The organism is Aphanizomenon sp. UHCC 0183, assembly GCF_009712065.1.
Taxonomy (GTDB): Bacteria; Cyanobacteriota; Cyanobacteriia; order Cyanobacteriales; family Nostocaceae; genus Dolichospermum; species Dolichospermum heterosporum.
Map to the genome: position 1 here is coordinate 23297 of NZ_VILC01000010.1, position 18297 is coordinate 41593.

An 18297-nucleotide genomic window follows, 5' to 3' on the forward strand; every position below is an offset into this window, starting at 1 on the left:
CTAAGTATTACGACATTTTAAGATGCCAACTTTACCAAAAGGCAGGTTCTTTAAAATGGCAATTCCTTTACTTAAATACAAACCTACAACTCAAAACCAAAGAGTAAACAGCTTCGGTACGGCAGATATTAACGAAGACAATCCTTATATCTACCGAATTGAAAATGCTAATTCTTCCGGCGAACTTGAACAACTAATTTGGGCTGCTTATCGCCAAATCTTCAACGAACAGGAGATTCTCAAATTTAACCGTCAAATTACCCTAGAAACCCAACTCAAAAATAGGTCAATTACGGTTAAAGACTTCATTCGTGGTTTAGTGAAATCAGAGCGATTTTATCAGCTAGTTGTGACACCTAATAACAACTATCGGTTGGTAGAAATGGTTCTGAAAAGAATTTTGGGTCGCTCTCCCTATAATGAGCAAGAAAAAATTGCTTGGTCAATTCAAATTGCTACTTTAGGTTGGGGAAAATTTGTAGATATTCTGATTGATAGTAGCGAGTATGAACAAGCCTTTGGTGAGTATACCGTACCCTATCAACGCAAACGAATGACCACAGACCGACCAATCAGCTTTACTCCCCGCTATGGTGCTGATTATCGTGACCGGGCAGGTATTGTCCAAAAATGGCCGTATATTCGTCAATGGCGTGGAGGTTTCTACCCAGGCTCTGGGCAAAATGTTGATTTGGGGGCATTGTCTGCTGTATTACTGGTAATAACCGCAGGCATTACTTTCTTGTTGATTCTCAATTGGTTAGGAATTAGTGATATCTACTAGCCTTTTGAGGGGAAAATAAGATTGAGAGGAAACAAGGAATAATACAGGGGATTTAGACCTGACCCAAAACTTACCGGGAATAGGGTAAAAATATTCCCTGTTCCCTGTTCCCTGTTCCCTGTTCCCTGATTCATTATCTTTGTTTAATTTGATAATAAAAGGAGAAAAATAATATGGCATTGCCATTACTTCAATACAATCCAAGTAGTCAAAATCACCGGGTGGCCAGCTTTGGTGTTGCTGACCAAAATGAAGATACACCTTATATCTATCGCATTGAAGATGTTAGTTCTTACACTGACATGACAAACATCATTTGGGCTGCTTATCGCCAAGTTTTCAGTGAACATGAAATTCTCAAGTTTAACCGTCAAGGGACTTTAGAATCTCAACTCAAAAACGGTTCTTTGTCAGTTCGTGATTTTATTCGCGGTTTAGCTAAATCTGAAGCTTTCTATCGTTTAGTTGTTTCTGTTAACAACAACTACCGTTTAGTAGACATCACCCTCAAACGCTTATTGGGTCGTTGTGCTTACAATAAAAAGGAAGAAATTGCTTGGTCAATTGTTATTTGTAACAAGGGCTTTGGCGGTTTCGTTGATGCTTTATTAGATAGCGAAGAGTATACCCAAAACTTTGGTGATAATACCGTACCTTACCAACGCAAGCGGTTTGTAGATCGTCCTTTTAACTTGGTAACTCCTCGTTACGGTGCGGACTTCCAAGAAACAGCCGGTACAGTCAAAACCGACTGGCGCTTTACTTTGGAGAATTTCTATACTGCTAAAGCTAAAGCCAAGCGTCTGAAAGCAGGTGATCCCGGCAACTTTGAAGCTATGGCGGCTTCTGTATCTGGTAAAGGTAACTATGCTCAAAAGCTATCTTCTTTTGATATTGATTACCTGAATGCTGTTCCTTACCGTGGCAAACGCTAACGCCGCTAGGCGTTCGTCAAAAGTCAAAAGTCAAAAGTCAAAACGAAGACCGTATAGGCTTTTGGGCGATTTGTAAACCCCAACCCCCTCCAGTATCAAAAGCTTATCCTTTTCTTCCCCCCGCAGCGGGGGGATTGAGAGGGGTGCGATGAGGGGCTAGGATGTACCTTATATGATTGGAAATCGCTGTAAGTTTACCGAAAAATTTTTAATTTATAGGGTGCGTTAGGAAGATAATTCTTGACGCACTCTTAATTTTTTGTGCTGTTGCTCATGGTTTTGTAAAATTTCTTATAACTCAATTAACTTAAAGCCCCAAATTTTCAAAACGGCGATCGCTATTTCTGGATCTATACCATCATAGGCTTCCCATTCAGACTGTGGATCTTTAGGATGCCCTTCACCTACGTAACCTGCAATTTTAATGATGGGAATATTCACTAAGTAATCACGTTCCATACCTTTAGGGAGAGCTAATTTAATTCTGCGACCCACAAACTTAGATGCACTAGATTCAGCTACAGATTCCCGAACTAAACAAATATCACCAGCAGTTCCCCAAGTAGTTTGGTAAATGTGGAGAAACGATATATAACTTTCTGGTTTGATGGATCTTTTGAGAACTTGCATTATCTAATCCTTATCCTTGTTTTCGACAATTTTATCTAAACTCTACCTGCTATATTCCAATTTCCTGCTTTTGACAGAATAAAACAAGGGGTTTGCACCCCTTGAGAGAGTTTAAAAAGTGAACCGTATTAGTGATCTACGCAGGTGTAAACTGTAAAGATACACCGTTCATACAGTAACGGAGACCAGTTGGTTTGGGTCCATCATTAAAAACATGGCCTAAATGTCCACCACAATTACTACAATGGACTTCAGTTCGGGTCATGAAAAATGTTCTATCTGTAGTAGTAGCGATCGCCCCCTCTATGGGCTTAAAAAAGCTTGGCCAGCCAGTACCACTATTAAACTTAGTATCAGCAGTAAACAAAGCCTGTCCACACCCAGCGCAGACATAAGTACCAGGTTCATATTGCTTATCGAGGGGACTGGTATGGGAGGGTTCTGTACCATGTTTCCGCAACACCCGAAACTGTTCTGGTGTGAGGATACTCTTCCACTCTTCCTCTGTTTTTGTCACTGCAAACTCTGTGTTAGAAAGTGCCATAGATTCTGAACTCCAATTGATATAATGGGAAAAAAAGGCTGTACCGACTAATAGGGTACTGATTTGTAAAAAATTGCGTTTGTCCATAATCTATTATTTGCTATTTTTCTCTTCCTTAGCCAAACAACTCCACAAGATTGATAAATTCTCTGACGAGAAATTGATGAAAATCACCTCAAAACATCTTGCTCCCTTGAGAAGAATATGTGATGATTCTATAATCAATTCAAATATACGGTATCTCTATCGGATTATCGGCGTTTATGCAGGAGGTGTATTCATATATGGTGTTGCTGAGTAAAAGTATGATTTTATTATGCTACGGCACGCTGCGCGAACACGCAGAGATGCTCCAGGCGCAGAGAGTAAGAGTTTGAGAGATGGAATTTTCGACTTTCATACCCCAATTCACCAACGCCTCATATATTTGCTAATTAAATGTACAAATTGCACCTATCCCATCACAATTAATCAGTTACCCTGGAGTTGATCTTTACAACGACAAAACTAATGTGCCAACTGTTAGGAATGAACTGCAACGTACCCACAGACATTTGCTTTTCCTTTGAAGGTTTTTCTGCCAGAGGAGGAAAAACAGATGAACATAGTGATGGTTGGGGAATTGCCTTTTTTGAAGGTAAAGGATGTCGGATTTTTTTAGACGCTGAAGCTTCTATCGCGTCACCAATTGCCGATTTTATCCGTCAGTACCCCATTCATTCTACTCATGTGATAGCTCATATCCGCAAAGCCACTCAAGGTAAAATAGCCTTAGAAAACTGTCATCCTTTCCGTCGGGAACTTTGGGGTAGATATTGGGTATTTGCTCATAATGGTAATTTACCAGATTTTAACCCAGAAAATCATGGGGCTTTTCAACCTGTGGGTGCTACCGACAGCGAAAAAGCATTTTGCCTAATTCTTAATACTTTGCGATCGCATTTTCCCCAAGGACAACCATCATTAAAGGAACTCTACCAGACACTACATAAAATCACCAAAGAGATAGCAATTCTTGGATCTTTCAACTATATGTTATCAAATGGTCAGCATTTTTTCACCTATTGCTCAACCAAACTTTGCTACATTATTAGACAAGCACCCTTTGCTGCGGCGCATTTAATTGATGAAGAAATGACTGTAGATTTTAGCGAATTGACTACACCAAGCGATCGCGTTGCTGTCATTGTTACCACACCCCTAACCGATAACGAAGTTTGGACACAAATCCCACCGGGAGAGTTATTAATATTTCAGGATGGATTACCCCTAAAATTTGCCTGATTTTTGACAACTATTTTATTAATAAGAAAGAGCAAAATTCATCATTAAATCCAAAAAAAATCAAAGCTGGTTTCAATTCAGCGAAGGCATTGACTTATGATACATTAAAGTCACGGTCTATAAAATCCTGCATCCCTAAAAAAATTTTATCTTCACCGCGACTTACAGCACTTCCCGATGTTATGAGGCACAAAAACCCCACCCCCGCCAGCGATGAGGGGGCTAATATGTACCTCATAAGAGGGAAAAACCGCTGTCAGAATTGGAAGTCCCTTAGACTTAATCAAGAATTGCTATATTTATCGTCTTCCACCTTGGATTTTGTCAAAAATCGCACCATCAGCAAAGAATTTCTTCTGGACAGCACCCCAACCTCCAATATCGGCTACAGTATAGAGTCGGGCAATATAAGGGAATTTATTTTTTACTTCTTTGGACACAGTAGGATCAACTGGACGAAAACCGACTTTAGCAAACTCACGTTGTGCTGCTGGAGTGAAAAGGAACTTGACAAAAGCTTCAGATACTTCACGATTTCCATGCTTATCAACATTTTTATCCACAACTGCGACAGGTCCTTCTATAGAAATATTGACTGGAGGAACTATGTAAGAAATATCTGTTTTTCCCTGTTGTGCAGCTAAAATGACTTCGTTTTCATAGTTTAGTAATACATCACCCTGACCTTTTTTGTAAAAAGCATCACTAGACTCCCGTGCATCTTTGGGTAATACAACCACATTCTTAAACACATTAGTAACGAATTTCAACGCCTGGGTATCATTTCCGCCATTTTTAACTATAGCACCCCACAAAGCTAGAAAATTCCATTTAGCTCCACCAGATGTCTTGGGGTTTGCGGTAACAATCTTAACGTCAGGTTTCGTTAAATCACTCCAATTCTTGATATTTTTGGGATTACCAGCCCGAGTTTCCAGTGCAACTACCGAACGGGTAACAATTGCGTTATTCGGAGATTCTTTTTCCCAACCTGGTTGAATCAAGCCAGCTTGTTCAATTTTTTTAATGTCTCCAGCCAATGCTAAGGCTACCACATCTGCGGCTAAACCATCAATAACAGCGCGGGTTTGAGAGCCAGAACCACCATAGCTTTCCCGAATTAGAACATCTTGACCTTTTTCTCTTTTCCATTTTGCCACAAAATCGGGAATGATTCTAGCGTAAGCTGCCTTGGTGACTGCGTAAGTAACTAAGGTAAGTTCAACTTTTTTACCACTTTGACTAATGAGTTGTGTTTTCTGGGCTGTACCTGCAAACACAGGTAAAATAGTGCTTATACTTAAACTTGTGGCTAAGAACAGCGTAGGAAAGAATGGCTTTGTTGTTGGCACGAATTTTTTAGTATTGGAAGAATTATCTGTCATGGGATGTCCTTAAACTGGCTTAAAAATAATCTACGGTATCTTTGTCAGGATACAGTATTTAACCTATCGAAAAAGAGCTTACCAGATGTAATAAATAAAATCAATAGTTTTTGCACTTAAAAACAACTATTTTCCTATCGAGTATTGTATGTATTTAATATTGCAAATATTTTTTTAGTAATTTGTTACTTATAAAGCTTATATAGTAAGTTTTTTGATGAACTAAATTCTATTTTTGCTGCAAGTATTTGATTTAGTTTATGTATTACAAATAACTATTTAAGTAAGTATTTATATTTTGCAACCTCTATAAATACAATTGAAAATTGATACTTCTTTATTAGAGGCGTTGTAATTTGTCCTGAAACTGGTAAAATCACCATATTCCCTATCGTCAATATGCTGTTTTAAATGGCAATACCTTGTCCAAATCGAAAAAAGTCTTGATTTGTAGGTTGGATTGAGGTACGTTCACGTATCCCTGACGGGAGGCGTTAGCCATAGTGTGGCGATAGCTTGCGTGGCGACGTAGGAGCCATAGCCATAACCCAACAAATGCGTCGGGTTGCGCTGTCGCTTAACCCGACCTACAAAAAATGGACAAGGTATTGAAATGGCATTGACAATTATGTACTTGTGCGCTGAAGCATAATTGCAAGCTAAGAAATTAGTTATCCGTAGTTTTACAGGAGGAAAAATAATGAATTTGTGGCAACAATTACGGAAAATATTACAACTGAGGTTTAGCCCCAATTCTCTCAAAGGCTTTGTCTCACTTGTTTTAGTAGGAACGGTATTGAGTGTATCTCTTGCTGCTTGTTCTGGGACAAACATCAGTAATGATACGGCTAAAAGCCAGAATGTAGAACTAACCCTTGTATCTTTTGCTGTCACTAAAGCTGCTCACGCTGCCATTATTCCCAAATTTGTGGAAAAATGGCAAAAGGAACATAACCAAACTGTAGTTTTCAAACAAAGCTATGGCGGGTCTGGTTCACAAACTCGTGCTGTAGTTGATGGTTTAGAAGCGGATGTTGTTCACCTAGCACTAGCTTTAGATACGCAAAAAATTGAGAAGGCGGGATTAATTCAAGCTGGGTGGGAGAAAAAATTTCCTAATAATGCTATTGTTTCTAAATCTGTCGCTGCTTTAGTAACTCGTGAAGGCAACCCTAAAGGTATTAAGAATTGGGCTGATTTAGCGAAAGATAATGTTAAACTAATTACCGCAGATCCCAAAACTTCTGGGGTAGCGCGGTGGAATTTTCTCGCACTTTGGAATTCGGTCATTAAAACTGGTGGAGATGAAACAAAAGCCATTGAGTTTGTGACTAAGGTTTATAAAAATGTCCCTGTATTAACTAAAGATGCTCGTGAAGCTACAGACGCATTTTTTAAACAAGGCCAAGGTGATGCTTTGATCAATTATGAAAATGAAATTGTTTTGGCCAAAGACAAGGGTGAAAAAACCAATTATATTCTTCCTGATGTGAATATCTCAATTGATAATCCTATTGCTGTTGTTGATAAAAATGTTGATAAACATGGTAATCGGGAGGTGGCGGAAGCTTTTGTTAAATACTTATTCACTCCAGAAGCGCAACAGGAATTTGCGAAAGTAGGATTTCGCCCTGTTGATGAAACAGTAGCTAAGAGTAAAGAGTTTGCTGACAAATATCCCCAAATCAAAACTTTAGGTACAGTTCAAGAATTAGGCGGTTGGGATGCTGTTCAGAAAAAGTTCTTTGCTGAAGGGGCAATTTTTGACCAAATTCAAGCTAAAAATAAGCGGTAATTGACAAGCCCCTGAATTTTCTAAAAAACAACTAACAACTGATTAAATTATGGCTGTATCTTCTCTTGTACAAACTAACATTAAACCTCCAATTTGGAAGGTGTTTCTAGATAATTTGCTTCATCTTCCTTGGACCTGGCGGATTACTTTAGGATATCTAACTGTAATGTTATTTATTCCGATTATGGCCATGTTTCTCAAGGCTAGTACGGAATCTCCAGAGAAGTTTTGGGAAATTGCGACTAATGATTTAGCGTTGGCGACTTATAACGTCACTTTTGTTACATCTTTATTTGCAGCTTTGCTGAATGGTGTGTTTGGAACTTTGATTGCTTGGGTATTGGTGCGTTACGATTTTCCTTTGAAACGGATTATTGATGCGACTGTAGATTTACCATTTGCTTTGCCAACATCAGTAGCAGGTTTAACACTGGCAACAGTTTATAGTGATAATGGTTGGCTGGGTTCATTGTTAGCACCAATGGGGATTAAGGTATCCTTTACTCGGTTGGGAGTTGGGGTAGCAATGATATTTATATCTTTACCTTTTGTGGTGAGAACTGTCCAACCGGTACTGCAAGAAATGGAATCGGAAATTGAAGAGGCTGCTTGGAGTTTGGGTGCTTCCGAATGGCAAACTTTTTGGAAAGTGATTTTACCGCCTTTATTTCCGACAATTTTAACTGGTGTGGCTTTGGGTTTTTCCCGCGCTGTGGGAGAGTATGGTTCAACAGTAATTATTTCTTCTAATACACCATATAAAGATTTGATTGCACCTGTGTTAATTTTCCAACGGTTGGAACAATATGACTATTCCGGTGCAACTGTAATTGGTGTGGTTTTATTAGGAATTTCTTTGGTGATGTTGTTAGCAATTAATTTCTTACAAGCTTGGGCGAGAAGATATGACAATAGATAAAGTTAAAAGACAAAAAAAACAAAGTTGGGTGCCGGCGGTTTTAATTGGGATTGCGATCGCCTACCTGTTTCTGGTTCAATATATTCCAGCTATTAATGTTTTTTTTGAAGCTTTCAAAAAGGGATCTGGACCATTTTTATCCAACCTGGCAAAACCGGAATTTCTCCATGCAGCTTGGTTAACTCTATTACTAGCTGCGATTTCCATACCTGTGAATGCTGTATTTGGTTTATGTGCGGCTTGGGCGATCGCTCGACATAAATTCCCTGGACGCGCTATAGTTCTCAGTATCATTGATTTACCCTTTTCCATCTCCCCAGTCGTCGCCGGGTTAATGATAGTCCTACTATACGGCAGACAGGGCTGGTTTGGTCCTTGGCTACAAGCACATAATATCCAAATTATCTTTGCTTTTCCAGGAATGGTAATGGCTACCGCCTTTGTGAGTATGCCTTTTGTCGCCAGAGAAGTAATTCCTATCTTAGAAGAATTTGGCAAAGATCAAGAAGAAGCCGCCAGAACATTAGGTGCAAACGATTGGCAAACTTTCTGGCGAGTAACTTTACCGAGTATTCGCTGGGGTTTACTCTACGGTTTAATCTTAACAAATGCCAGAGCAATGGGTGAATTTGGCGCAGTTTCTGTGGTATCTGGTAACATTGCTAATACAACCCAGAGTTTACCCTTATTCGTAGAAGATGCTTACAAACAATATGAAACTGAAGCTGCTTTTTCTGCTGCTGTATTGTTAGCATTCCTCGCAGTAATCACCTTGATACTCAAGGAAATCCTAGAACGAAAAACCCAAATTAAAGAAGTTGAATAATGGGTAATGGGTAATGGGTAATTTTTAGACAGATATAAAATTACATCTTAGGAGTTGTTATGAGCAGTGAAAATACCCTGATAAACAAGCGAATTCGCGTCAGAATCACTCAAGATCATCATCAAGAACCAGTCATTTCTCGCCTAGTTTCCGAATCTGGCTTAACAGTAAATATCAAAGCTGCAATTCTCGGACAAAATGCTGTAGGTGATGGTTGGTTTGACTTAGATATACAAGGAACAGAAACACAAATTCAAAATGGGTTAAATTATTTGCAAGAATTGAAATTACAAGTTTGGGATGAAAATAGTATTAGTGATTGGTGAAAACTATACAGCATATTTCAATTAAATGAAGTACACCCCCAGTGCGTGGGTGAGTTGTTTCTGTACTATGACTTACGCAAGTGTCACACAAAAAATCTATTGTAGGGTGCATCAGATATCAAAAATCCGTTTCTTTGATAGATTTTTGCGTTGTGATGTACTTTACCAATGTGCTAGTTGCGTAAGTCCTGTATACCTTGCGAACCCGATTTTTTCTGTAAATTGCCTTAACGGGTGACAAGGTGACTAAACAGCTTGTTTCATAAGGGATAGAGCCTGAAAGCCACGTTGAAAAAAGAGGTGCTTATGAGGCTTGAGCTTGATTAAGTTTAGAGCTAAATCAGCCCATAATTCCATGCCATAAATCCATAGTTGTCCGTAGAGAGAAAAGCTAAAATCACTCTGACGTGGATACTTGTCCTGATGTTGTTGAATACGTCCAGCATAAGTCTCTATACCTAATTTTTTCATCCGTTGACCGTGCATAGTCGCTAAACTATAAGCAATGACAATCAATAAAACTAAGGCTAAAAAACGAGTTTCATTTACTTTAGTATCCTCTAGGTTATAACCACCAGTTTTACAATCTTTGAAGAATTGTTCAATTCCCCATCGACATCTATAGAGGCATAAAGTTTGTTTCAGATTTGGCAAATTTGTCAAGATATACCAAGGTTCTTTTGGTCTTTTGTTACGATATTTTCTCTTCCAATAAACAGCAATATTAAATAAGCCTAATTCATCCCCTTTACCACATTTAACTTTCTCATAAAACTTCGACATTCCTGGCTTAAATCCTTGGTTTTTAAGCACTTGATATTCTTGTTCAGGTTTTTCTTGAAAATAAAGGTTTTTCTCCTGACTTATAGCAAGGTAAACTCCTTGCTCATCAAGCCATTTAGCCAGTTTTGGACTATGAAATTCTCTGTCTGCTAACACCACAATTCGACATTTTTTTAACAACTTTATTGCCGTCTTGATCAATCTTTTCTGTGTTTGTAAATTACTATTTCCGACATGATTTAATGTTTCCCAATATAGTGGGAGGGCATGAGTACCCTATACCAATGTCACCATAAATATATTCCGTCCAATCCAAAAGAGTTCTATCCATTGCCACATTGCCACCATCCAATAACCATATTTTTGATATTGTTTTTTCTGAAAATAACGCCGCTGTTCTCGATTCAATTGTTTTGGTGTTAACGATTGTCTAATCCAATATTTTATCAATGGAAACCATAATAATTTTACGCAGAGTTTACCTATTCCTAAAAATCTTTGTAGATTACGTTTCCTGCTTTCATATTTAATTGGTTGGGGAAACAAGCTGGCCAATTTTGACAGTTTTATCTGGCGATGAGCCTGTATCAATAACAACAATATTTCTAGTGTCAAATACTGCTGTTCACTCAAATGCTTTCGGAAAATTGTTTGATATGATTCTGGTAACATTTTTTTATCTTGGGGGCTTCCTTACCCCTATTTTTTTACTCCCTTATTTTCTCAAATTATTGCCACATCTCATCTTCAACCGCCTTGTCACCCGTTAAGGTAAATTGCTTATATTAAGCTATAGCACTATCCAATACACGCAAATTACTAGTATAAGAAAACTCAGTATTTGCATTTATAACTTTTTATATCAAATAAGTGTTTGTAGTATTTAACTAAATTATCAAATATGATATTCTCAATTTTTAATAGCACTTACGTAAGTGTCACACTAAAAATCTGTTGTATTGTAGGGTGCGTCAGACTGTATAAATCCTGCAAATAAACAGATTGTTGATATCTGGCACACCCTACTAATGTGCCAGTTGCGTAAGTCCTGATTTGGTACTATCAATTAGTTCACAGGTAAGTAAAATGAGCCAAACATCAATTGTTAAAGTTAACCCCAACGAGGACATACTCGAATTAGTAATCAAAACGGATGGGAAACAGGAAACCTATTCACTTTTGACAAGACCTAGCGATACATCTGTATTAGTTGTTCAGTCCGAGAAAGAAATTTTGCAGACTTTATCAATTGAAAAAGTTGTATTGAACTTAAAAAATACTGGTGATTTGATGTACCTGGCATTCAATGCCCTGTCAGGAGTACCAAAGATCCAGGTCAAGATGTCTGACCTACAGCGAGGATTCTATGAAGCTTGTACAGTTTGTATCACTACAGTACAAGGCTTTGTAACAAAGTCCAATGATGTCATAGATCTAATATTTCAGGCCTATAGCTTTTTGTATCAACTGGAAGAAGAAGCAGCTATAGACATGATCTCACAATGTGGAGAGATGGCAAAAGAAATGGCCGCAGATGCGAGAGCCTTAGCAAATCGGTTCAAGAAAATTATGGCGGACTGTACGGTTGTGCATAATGAGTCCCTAGAACTAAGAAATCTTAAGAATGAAGACCGGGAAAAGTTAAAGCAAGGTTTAGCTGAACTAGCGGCACTTCAAAAAAATGCTGATACTCTTCAAGAACAAATTAAAGATTCACTAGAAAAAATAAATCAAGAATACGAAGAAGCAAAACAGATAGAGGCTAAAGAGTCGCAAAGAGCTTTTGATCTCGGACTCGCCTCTACAATTATGGGAGGTCTGGGTGCAGCAGTCGGTGGAGCAGTTCAAATTTTTGCTACTGTGAAGACTGGGGGATTAGCTGGAGCTATAGGATCTGCAACTACTTCAGGAGGTAATACCCAAACTTCAACGAGTAACCAGACAGTAAATAAAGTAGAATCATCTATCGGCGAATTAGAGAAAGCAACGAAAGAGGAGCTTGCTGTTCAGAAACAAAAACTTAAAGTTGAGGAAGAAATTACAGAGTGTAACAAAAATATTAAAGACCTGCCTGATGGGGCTGGAAAAGAAGCTGAAAAACAAAAACTGCAACAAAAAACTCAAGAAAGAGAGAAATTAGCACGGGACTTAGAAAAAGCAAAACTAGCTCTCGAAGCTGTGCAACAGGCCGCCGACCGGATGTCACAGGACTTAAAACAAATGTCAAGTAACTCACAGTCTGCTCTAGAACGTGCATCAGTACATAAGATGAATTTGTTCAATGCCCGGAATAAACTTGCCGAAGACAGCCGTAAAACTATGGCAAAACTGGCAGAATATGCAGTACGAGTCTCAAATACCAAAATTGACATTGACAATACAGCTATGGCTATTGAAAGTCTGGAATGTGCTGTTCGCGCTCTCGCCCAGGCTCACGTTGCATTGAATGAGACAGCATTATTTTGGGATTCAATGGCTAATTTCTGTGAAAGACTCCAGTCTCCACAGGCTCAAAAAGCCCTGCAAAGTTCTATGAAAATCAAATCTCCAGAGAGTCGGCGGAACGCGTACTCTAAACCAGCTTTCATGGGATCAGCCCTGGATCTACTATGTAGATGGGTAGCCTTAAATAGCGTATCTGTTAAATATTTGAAGGTATCCAACGAAGTGTTTCAAAAAGTTGGATCTAATATTGCATCAGCACCTTCAATTGCAGCTGGTCAAAAAGCTGCACCTGTCTTAGCTCAATCTATTCTGACAAATCTTAGTGCAGAAATCCAATTTTTAGAGGTTCAAGCAACACCTGTACCTCGACAGTAAAGGTTGAAATATTGGTGTCAGGATTTATCGCTCTCTGCGCCCCTTGTGAACTTGTGAACTGATATCCAACTGAGATTTTAAATATTCATGGGTGTTGTGAATTAAAGCCTCACAACACCTGCTCTCTCTTGGAAATTTATTACTGCTTTTTCTTCCTGCTTTTTGTTACCTATGCTTGGCATTAGGACAACTACTACCTCAAACTCAAAATTTTCATCAATACATCAATAAGGTAGCTAAAATGAGCGATATTGTCACAAGACTAAAACAAGATAATCTGGGAATCTGGGTAGAACCTTATATAACCAATCAGGACAATACAAAGATCATCATTCCTCAGACCATTGATAGTAAGTTGGTGCATGATTCTAGGAAGCAAATTCTTGGAGTCTTACCAATGGACTCCTTAGTGCGAAACTTAGAAAATGCTGGTGATTTAGTGTTTTTGGCCTTCAATGCCGCCGCTGGGACAGAGATTCAATCCGGGGTAGCTGGAATCCAATTTTCACTCCATAAGATTTCTGGCCAATGTGTTAATACATTTGACATCTATATTAGTCAGTGCCAAGAAATTATGATCGCTCTAATCAAAATATACAAATATCTCTTGGCTGGTAAAGAGGCTTTAGCGGCCATTCAATTAGGTTATTGTGCAAAGATCGCAAACCAAATGGGTATTTATGCCAAAAATTTAGGCGAGAGTTTTGAGAACCTTTATACTCAGTCCTATGATGTGAGTAAAAATTCATTAAATTTACGGAATCTTAGTAACTCTGAGAAAGCCAATCTAACTAAAGAATTGAGTGAATTTAATGCACTTCGGACAAACGCGAAAACAGATCAAGAGAAACTTTTACGAGATATTGATCAGCTGATGATAGACCATTGCGATGCCCTCTCAAAAATAGAACAGTCTGCTGGAGGAGGATTTAGCGGTTTTGTCGCAGGTTTTTTAGGCTTTTTCGGAGTTCAAGTACACGACCCAAGAAATGAACTTAGAGACCAAGAAAATGCTCAATTTTCCCGTCAAATGAACCGTCTTCAGCAACAAAAAATTGAAAATCTCATACAGATTAGCAGATATGCAGGACGAATTTCTAGTCTAGACAGTGGTATTTCTGATGCTGCTAAATCTGTTGAGAGTTTCCAGAATGTATATAAAGCACTCTCTACAATCGAGGTTTCATTGAAGGAAGAAACAGTTTTTTGGTCTTCTATGGAGAAGTACTGCAATAACCTGAAAAATTTCAAAAATCTTCAACCTCAAGCAACCCTATCTTTAGAGAAAAACATGGCAAGATACTCCAGTCAACTATTTATTAATATGTTCTTGCGTAGCTTATCTCAATGGATGGCTATCTATGGAATATCTAAAGAAGGTTTGGTTGCAGCCAGAACTATGGAAAATCAAGTAGCAACCAATATACAGACACAACCTTCAATCGAAAATGCCAAAAAACTAACACCTGAGTTAGCTAAAAAGCTGTTTGGTTCTGTAAATATGCAAATAGAAGCTTTAGAAGCTGCCAAGCAGGTGGGCTAAGGTTGACAAAAAGCCGATTGGACATAGATGAACAAATTCCTAGTGAATTAAAAAACAACGAAATTAATTCCTGGATAACTATAAATACCGGAGGATGCCAATGAAATTTTTGACTAATAAAAGCCTACTAAGTAAAGCTAAGTCTATGTGGAAAACAATAGTAGTTTTGATTCTGTCCGTACTGTTGTTTAACCCCACACCTGCTTTAGCCTTTAATCTTAATAATTTTGTAAATTCTATTAAGTCAGGCGACTTAAATCAAACTGTTAATGAACTTCAGAAAGTTGATTTGAATAAAATTGACTTGAATAAAGTTGACTTAAAACAAGTTGTTAATGTCGTTAATGATATTAGGAACACAGTTAATCCCCCTGCAAATGTAGCTCCATCTCTTGACTATAACAAAGAGCTACAATCATACCTATCTAAGCTTAAAGTAGATTTCAATCGCATACTTGACTCAATTCGCAAACTTTCCAGTTTACCTGAGAAAGAAGGTCAAGAAAGTCTGGCAGCGATAGAAAGTCAACTACAGGAACTTCAAAACGATTCAAGTAGCCGTGCCAAACAGTTTGATACTTGGAGTAGTGAACAAGAGAAGGCATCTAAAAAAATCCTGAATGATATCAACAATATGTATCAGGAGCAAGAAACTCTGAAAAAACAAGTGAAGGAGTATGAAGCAGAAATACCCCTGTTAGAAGAAGAAGCAGCACAAGCAGACAAGCAGTTTTTTCAAAATTTGATCGGTAATTTGGACGGTACAGGAACAATATACGTCGATCGCGATCTGTTGAATAAAGCTAGTGCAAAATCAGAGGAACTTGATAACAAGAAAAGATATCTTGCTTCGATACCGTCCCGTATCGAGACATTAAAAAGAAATCAAACAAAGTTAGAGAATGATAACAAGAAAATCGGTGAGGCAGTAGTTCTAGCCAATAAAATGTCTTCATTCTGTAATAAATCTGAAAAGAAAATTGACTTAGCAAAAGAAAAACTTGGGATCGTTAAAGCCTATGCGGATGTAGTTCCTTCTTTCAACGACTCCGATATCTTAGGTGAGATCAGCGAACTAGATGAAATGTTGGCGAAATTAACTGATGAACTTTCTAATGTCAGTTAGAAAAACAATTCAGTAATAGTAATCGGCGCATACTGACTAAGATTCACAAAATTACCGATCAATATAGCTGAGGAAATAGTTAGCAATAAATGTCTTTTGTTACTATCTATTTCCTCATTTTAGTGATGTACACTAAAAAACACTGGAGTATAAACATGAGATTATTTACTAATAAAAGCCTACTAAGTAAAGCTAAGTTTATGTGGAAAACATTAGTAGTTTTGCTTCTCTCTGCACTGCTCTTTTTGCCAACACCAGTATTGGCATTGAACTATAATGGCACAGTGCAGTCTTATGTATCTAACGCTAAGGTAGAGTTAGATGGCGTACTGACAGCGATTAAAAAACTTCCCAATCTGTCTTATGAAAACGGCAAAACCACACTGGCAGAGATAGATAGTAAATTACAAAAAATTAAAACCGATGCCGGGAAAAATACCGCAGATTTTCAGAAATTAAGCAATGAAGTCGAGAAAGAATATGTCTATCTTCTTGATAACATCAACAAGGTATATTCAAAGCAAGAATATCTCAAGAAGCAGGCTAGAGACAAGCGTCGGGAAGCATTGATACAATTTGGACTACCGCAACAGTTTTGGAACATGGTTGACCTTGATAAACCAGGTTCACTTGCATTCGTACTTGGAGTTTCAGAGGGGGTTTCAGAGTCTGATCCTGCATTCTTGATACAGAAAGAATTGAATCAACTTGAGTCTAGTCTGAGAACTGTAAAAGAGAATCAAACAAAGTTAGAGGGCGATAAGGATAGACTTGCTAATGCAATATTAGTAGCCAATAAACTGTCCAAGTTTTCTGATAACCTAGAAAAACGAGTCAACGGAGCAAGAGAAAAATTCAGTAACGTCAAAGATTATGCGGATGTACTTCAGTCTTTTAGTGACCCTGACATCTTAAATGAGATTAGCGAACTCAATCAAATGGTGGCAAATTTAACTAAGGATATATAGAATATATAGAAGATTCAATTAGCTATACCATTTAGTTTTGGGTAAGTTTTATAGAGCGGTTAATCTTCAGAACAGGGAAAAGTGAATTAACTTGGCAAAAGAATAAGTCTCAACCCTTCAACACTATTGCCAATTTTCCTAAATATGTCTGAAACCCAATAAAATCGTGACGATATCAATAGGGTTTCAGGGTTTTGGCAATAGTATTGAACCCTTGATATACTGTTAATTAATTTGCACAAACATTTCTGGTTGAGGGTTAATACAATGGTACTCAAAGCCCCGTCCATCAAAGCTAAAACAACCATCACCTGGGAACCTCTACCAGCTAATTTTATATTACCAGATGATCCTGTGGAAAATATTCAACAGCCCGCCCTCGCAGCGGCTTTAACCGATGCTTTGGGAGCTTCAGGATATATCCAGCCAGAAATGCTAATTGGCTCGAATTTGGGGCTGGTAGCAACAGTTAATAAAAAAATTGTCGTCAAAGCTCCAGACTGGTTTTATGTTCCTCAAGTACATTCCGTACCAGAGGGGGTAATTCGTCGTAGTTATACCCCTAATACAGATGGTGCAGCAGTCATAATTGTGATGGAATTTCTCTCAGAAGCAGAGGGAGGAGAACTATCCATTAGGTCAACCCCTCCCTATGGTAAACTCCATTTTTACGAGCAAGTTCTGCAAGTACCCACTTATGTGACTTATGACCCCTATGATCCTAGTCTAGAAGTCCGTTATTTGCAAGATGGCAGATATATTTTACATCCAGTAGATACCCAGGGACGGGTGTGGATTCCACAATTGGAATTATATCTGGGAATTTGGTCTGGGGAAAGGTTGGGACAAACCATGAACTGGCTGCGTTGGTGGGATAAATCAGGTAATTTACTGCTATGGAGTTCAGAACAAGCAGAACAAGAACGCCAAAAAGCGGAGGAGGAAAGACAAAGAGCAGATAGAGAACATCAAAGAGCAGAAAGACTAGCTGCTAAATTGCGGGAATTGGGAATTGAGCCAGAACCGTAAAACCGTAGCACCGTAGCGATAGCTTGCGTGGCGACGTGGGAGCCATAGCCATAACCCAACAAATGTGTCGGGTTGCGCTGTTGCTTAACCCGACCTACAAAAAATGGACAAGGTATTGAATAAATATAAAAGATAAAAAACTGACAGCATAATTTATAACCTTATGAATAAATCACATCGTCCCCCAATTCTCAAACCTGATGAAACATACACATTTCGTAAGTATTTTGAGTTAAGGTTTGCACCTGCGGATATTTTACAAGAACTAGGAGTTAGTTTAACTAGAGGAACAATTAATTTTCCAATAAATAATAATCAAATATCCCGATTAGTTAATCTCAAAGAACGATTATAAGAAGCAATTCAAAGAGTTAGTTTGACAAGCGAAGCTGCAAGAAGAGAAGTTTTAATTGCGCCAATTCTCTTAGAAGTTGCACATATTACTGAATCTAAAATTAATATTGAATATCCCATTGAAATAAATCAATTTTTGCGAGGTGATTTAGATTATTACTTGCAATCTCAACATCAGGTTTTAGTTATAGAGGCAAAACACGCAGATTTAACACGAGGATTTACTCAACTTGCAGTTGAATTAAG

Annotated in this window: 16 protein-coding genes and 2 pseudogenes; 14 read left to right on the forward strand and 4 right to left on the reverse strand. The window is 38.2% G+C overall.

From position 1 onward, the window contains the following. Window positions 1-55 precede the first annotated feature (55 nt). Both FJR37_RS05040 and FJR37_RS05045 read left to right on the forward strand, forming a co-directional pair. Complete coding sequence (locus tag FJR37_RS05040; protein WP_027402205.1) at window positions 56-784, forward strand: phycobilisome rod-core linker polypeptide; 729 nt, start codon at window positions 56-58, stop codon at window positions 782-784. Between the two features lie 173 nt (window positions 785-957). Continuing rightward, window positions 958-1719, forward strand: a complete 762-nt coding sequence (locus FJR37_RS05045) for a phycobilisome rod-core linker polypeptide (RefSeq protein WP_027402206.1) — start codon at window positions 958-960, stop codon at window positions 1717-1719. 291 nt (window positions 1720-2010) lie between these two features. Here the strand turns inward: FJR37_RS05045 and FJR37_RS05050 are convergent, their stop codons facing one another. Next, window positions 2011-2349: a hypothetical protein gene (locus FJR37_RS05050; RefSeq protein ID WP_039200904.1), complete on the reverse strand. Its 339-nt coding sequence runs from the start codon at window positions 2347-2349 to the stop codon at window positions 2011-2013. Between the two features lie 136 nt (window positions 2350-2485). Next, window positions 2486-2980 carry a peptide-methionine (R)-S-oxide reductase MsrB gene (gene msrB, locus FJR37_RS05055; protein ID WP_053538526.1) on the reverse strand — a complete coding sequence of 165 codons (495 nt, stop codon included), beginning with the start codon at window positions 2978-2980 and terminating at the stop codon, window positions 2486-2488. 423 nt (window positions 2981-3403) lie between these two features. Here msrB and FJR37_RS05060 point away from each other — a divergent pair, with 423 nt between their 5' ends. Next, on the forward strand, window positions 3404-4177 hold the full coding sequence (locus tag FJR37_RS05060; protein ID WP_053538527.1) for a class II glutamine amidotransferase: 774 nt from the start codon (window positions 3404-3406) through the stop codon (window positions 4175-4177). A 299-nt stretch (window positions 4178-4476) separates the two neighbouring features. Here the strand turns inward: FJR37_RS05060 and FJR37_RS05065 are convergent, their stop codons facing one another. Continuing rightward, the gene (locus FJR37_RS05065) at window positions 4477-5562 is read right to left on the reverse strand and encodes a sulfate ABC transporter substrate-binding protein (protein WP_174763391.1); all 1086 of its coding nucleotides are present in this window, start codon (window positions 5560-5562) and stop codon (window positions 4477-4479) included. 700 nt (window positions 5563-6262) lie between these two features. On the opposite strand from FJR37_RS05065, the gene FJR37_RS05070 reads away from it, so the two are divergent. The 4 genes from FJR37_RS05070 to FJR37_RS05085 are packed head-to-tail and all read left to right on the forward strand — an operon-like array spanning window position 6263 to window position 9428. Next, complete coding sequence (locus tag FJR37_RS05070; RefSeq protein WP_168465471.1) at window positions 6263-7357, forward strand: sulfate ABC transporter substrate-binding protein; 1095 nt, start codon at window positions 6263-6265, stop codon at window positions 7355-7357. A gap of 49 nt (window positions 7358-7406) precedes the next feature. Then, on the forward strand, window positions 7407-8276 hold the full coding sequence (gene cysT, locus FJR37_RS05075) for a sulfate ABC transporter permease subunit CysT (RefSeq protein WP_168465472.1): 870 nt from the start codon (window positions 7407-7409) through the stop codon (window positions 8274-8276). After that, entirely contained in the window at window positions 8263-9102 is an 840-nt protein-coding gene (gene cysW, locus FJR37_RS05080) for a sulfate ABC transporter permease subunit CysW (RefSeq protein WP_027402213.1), read from the forward strand. The genes cysT and cysW overlap by 14 nt, the downstream gene beginning before the upstream one ends. 59 nt (window positions 9103-9161) lie before the next feature. Continuing rightward, window positions 9162-9428 (forward strand): NIL domain-containing protein, encoded by a 267-nt coding sequence (locus FJR37_RS05085; protein ID WP_168465473.1) that lies wholly within the window; start codon window positions 9162-9164, stop codon window positions 9426-9428. Between the two features lie 246 nt (window positions 9429-9674). Here FJR37_RS05085 and FJR37_RS05090 read toward each other — a convergent pair. Beyond that, window positions 9675-10883, reverse strand: a pseudogene (locus FJR37_RS05090) (IS4 family transposase). 414 nt (window positions 10884-11297) lie between these two features. On the opposite strand from FJR37_RS05090, the gene FJR37_RS05095 reads away from it, so the two are divergent. The 7 genes and pseudogenes from FJR37_RS05095 to FJR37_RS26830 all read left to right on the forward strand — a co-directional run. Next, a complete protein-coding gene (locus tag FJR37_RS05095) occupies window positions 11298-13031 on the forward strand; it encodes a hypothetical protein (RefSeq protein ID WP_168465474.1) in 1734 nt (577 codons plus the stop codon). 241 nt (window positions 13032-13272) lie between these two features. After that, the gene (locus tag FJR37_RS05100; protein ID WP_168465475.1) at window positions 13273-14574 is read left to right on the forward strand and encodes a hypothetical protein; all 1302 of its coding nucleotides are present in this window, start codon (window positions 13273-13275) and stop codon (window positions 14572-14574) included. 100 nt (window positions 14575-14674) lie between these two features. Beyond that, window positions 14675-15700 (forward strand): hypothetical protein, encoded by a 1026-nt coding sequence (locus tag FJR37_RS05105; RefSeq protein ID WP_168465476.1) that lies wholly within the window; start codon window positions 14675-14677, stop codon window positions 15698-15700. Window positions 15701-15855: 155 nt separating this feature from the next. Then, entirely contained in the window at window positions 15856-16668 is an 813-nt protein-coding gene (locus tag FJR37_RS05110; protein WP_168465477.1) for a hypothetical protein, read from the forward strand. Window positions 16669-16935: 267 nt separating this feature from the next. After that, on the forward strand, window positions 16936-17697 hold the full coding sequence (locus FJR37_RS05115; protein WP_168465478.1) for a Uma2 family endonuclease: 762 nt from the start codon (window positions 16936-16938) through the stop codon (window positions 17695-17697). Between the two features lie 163 nt (window positions 17698-17860). Further along, window positions 17861-18052, forward strand: coding sequence for a hypothetical protein (locus tag FJR37_RS26825; RefSeq protein WP_254434514.1), 192 nt, complete (start codon window positions 17861-17863; stop codon window positions 18050-18052). A gap of 21 nt (window positions 18053-18073) precedes the next feature. After that, window positions 18074-18297, forward strand: a pseudogene (locus FJR37_RS26830) (hypothetical protein); the annotation flags it as partial.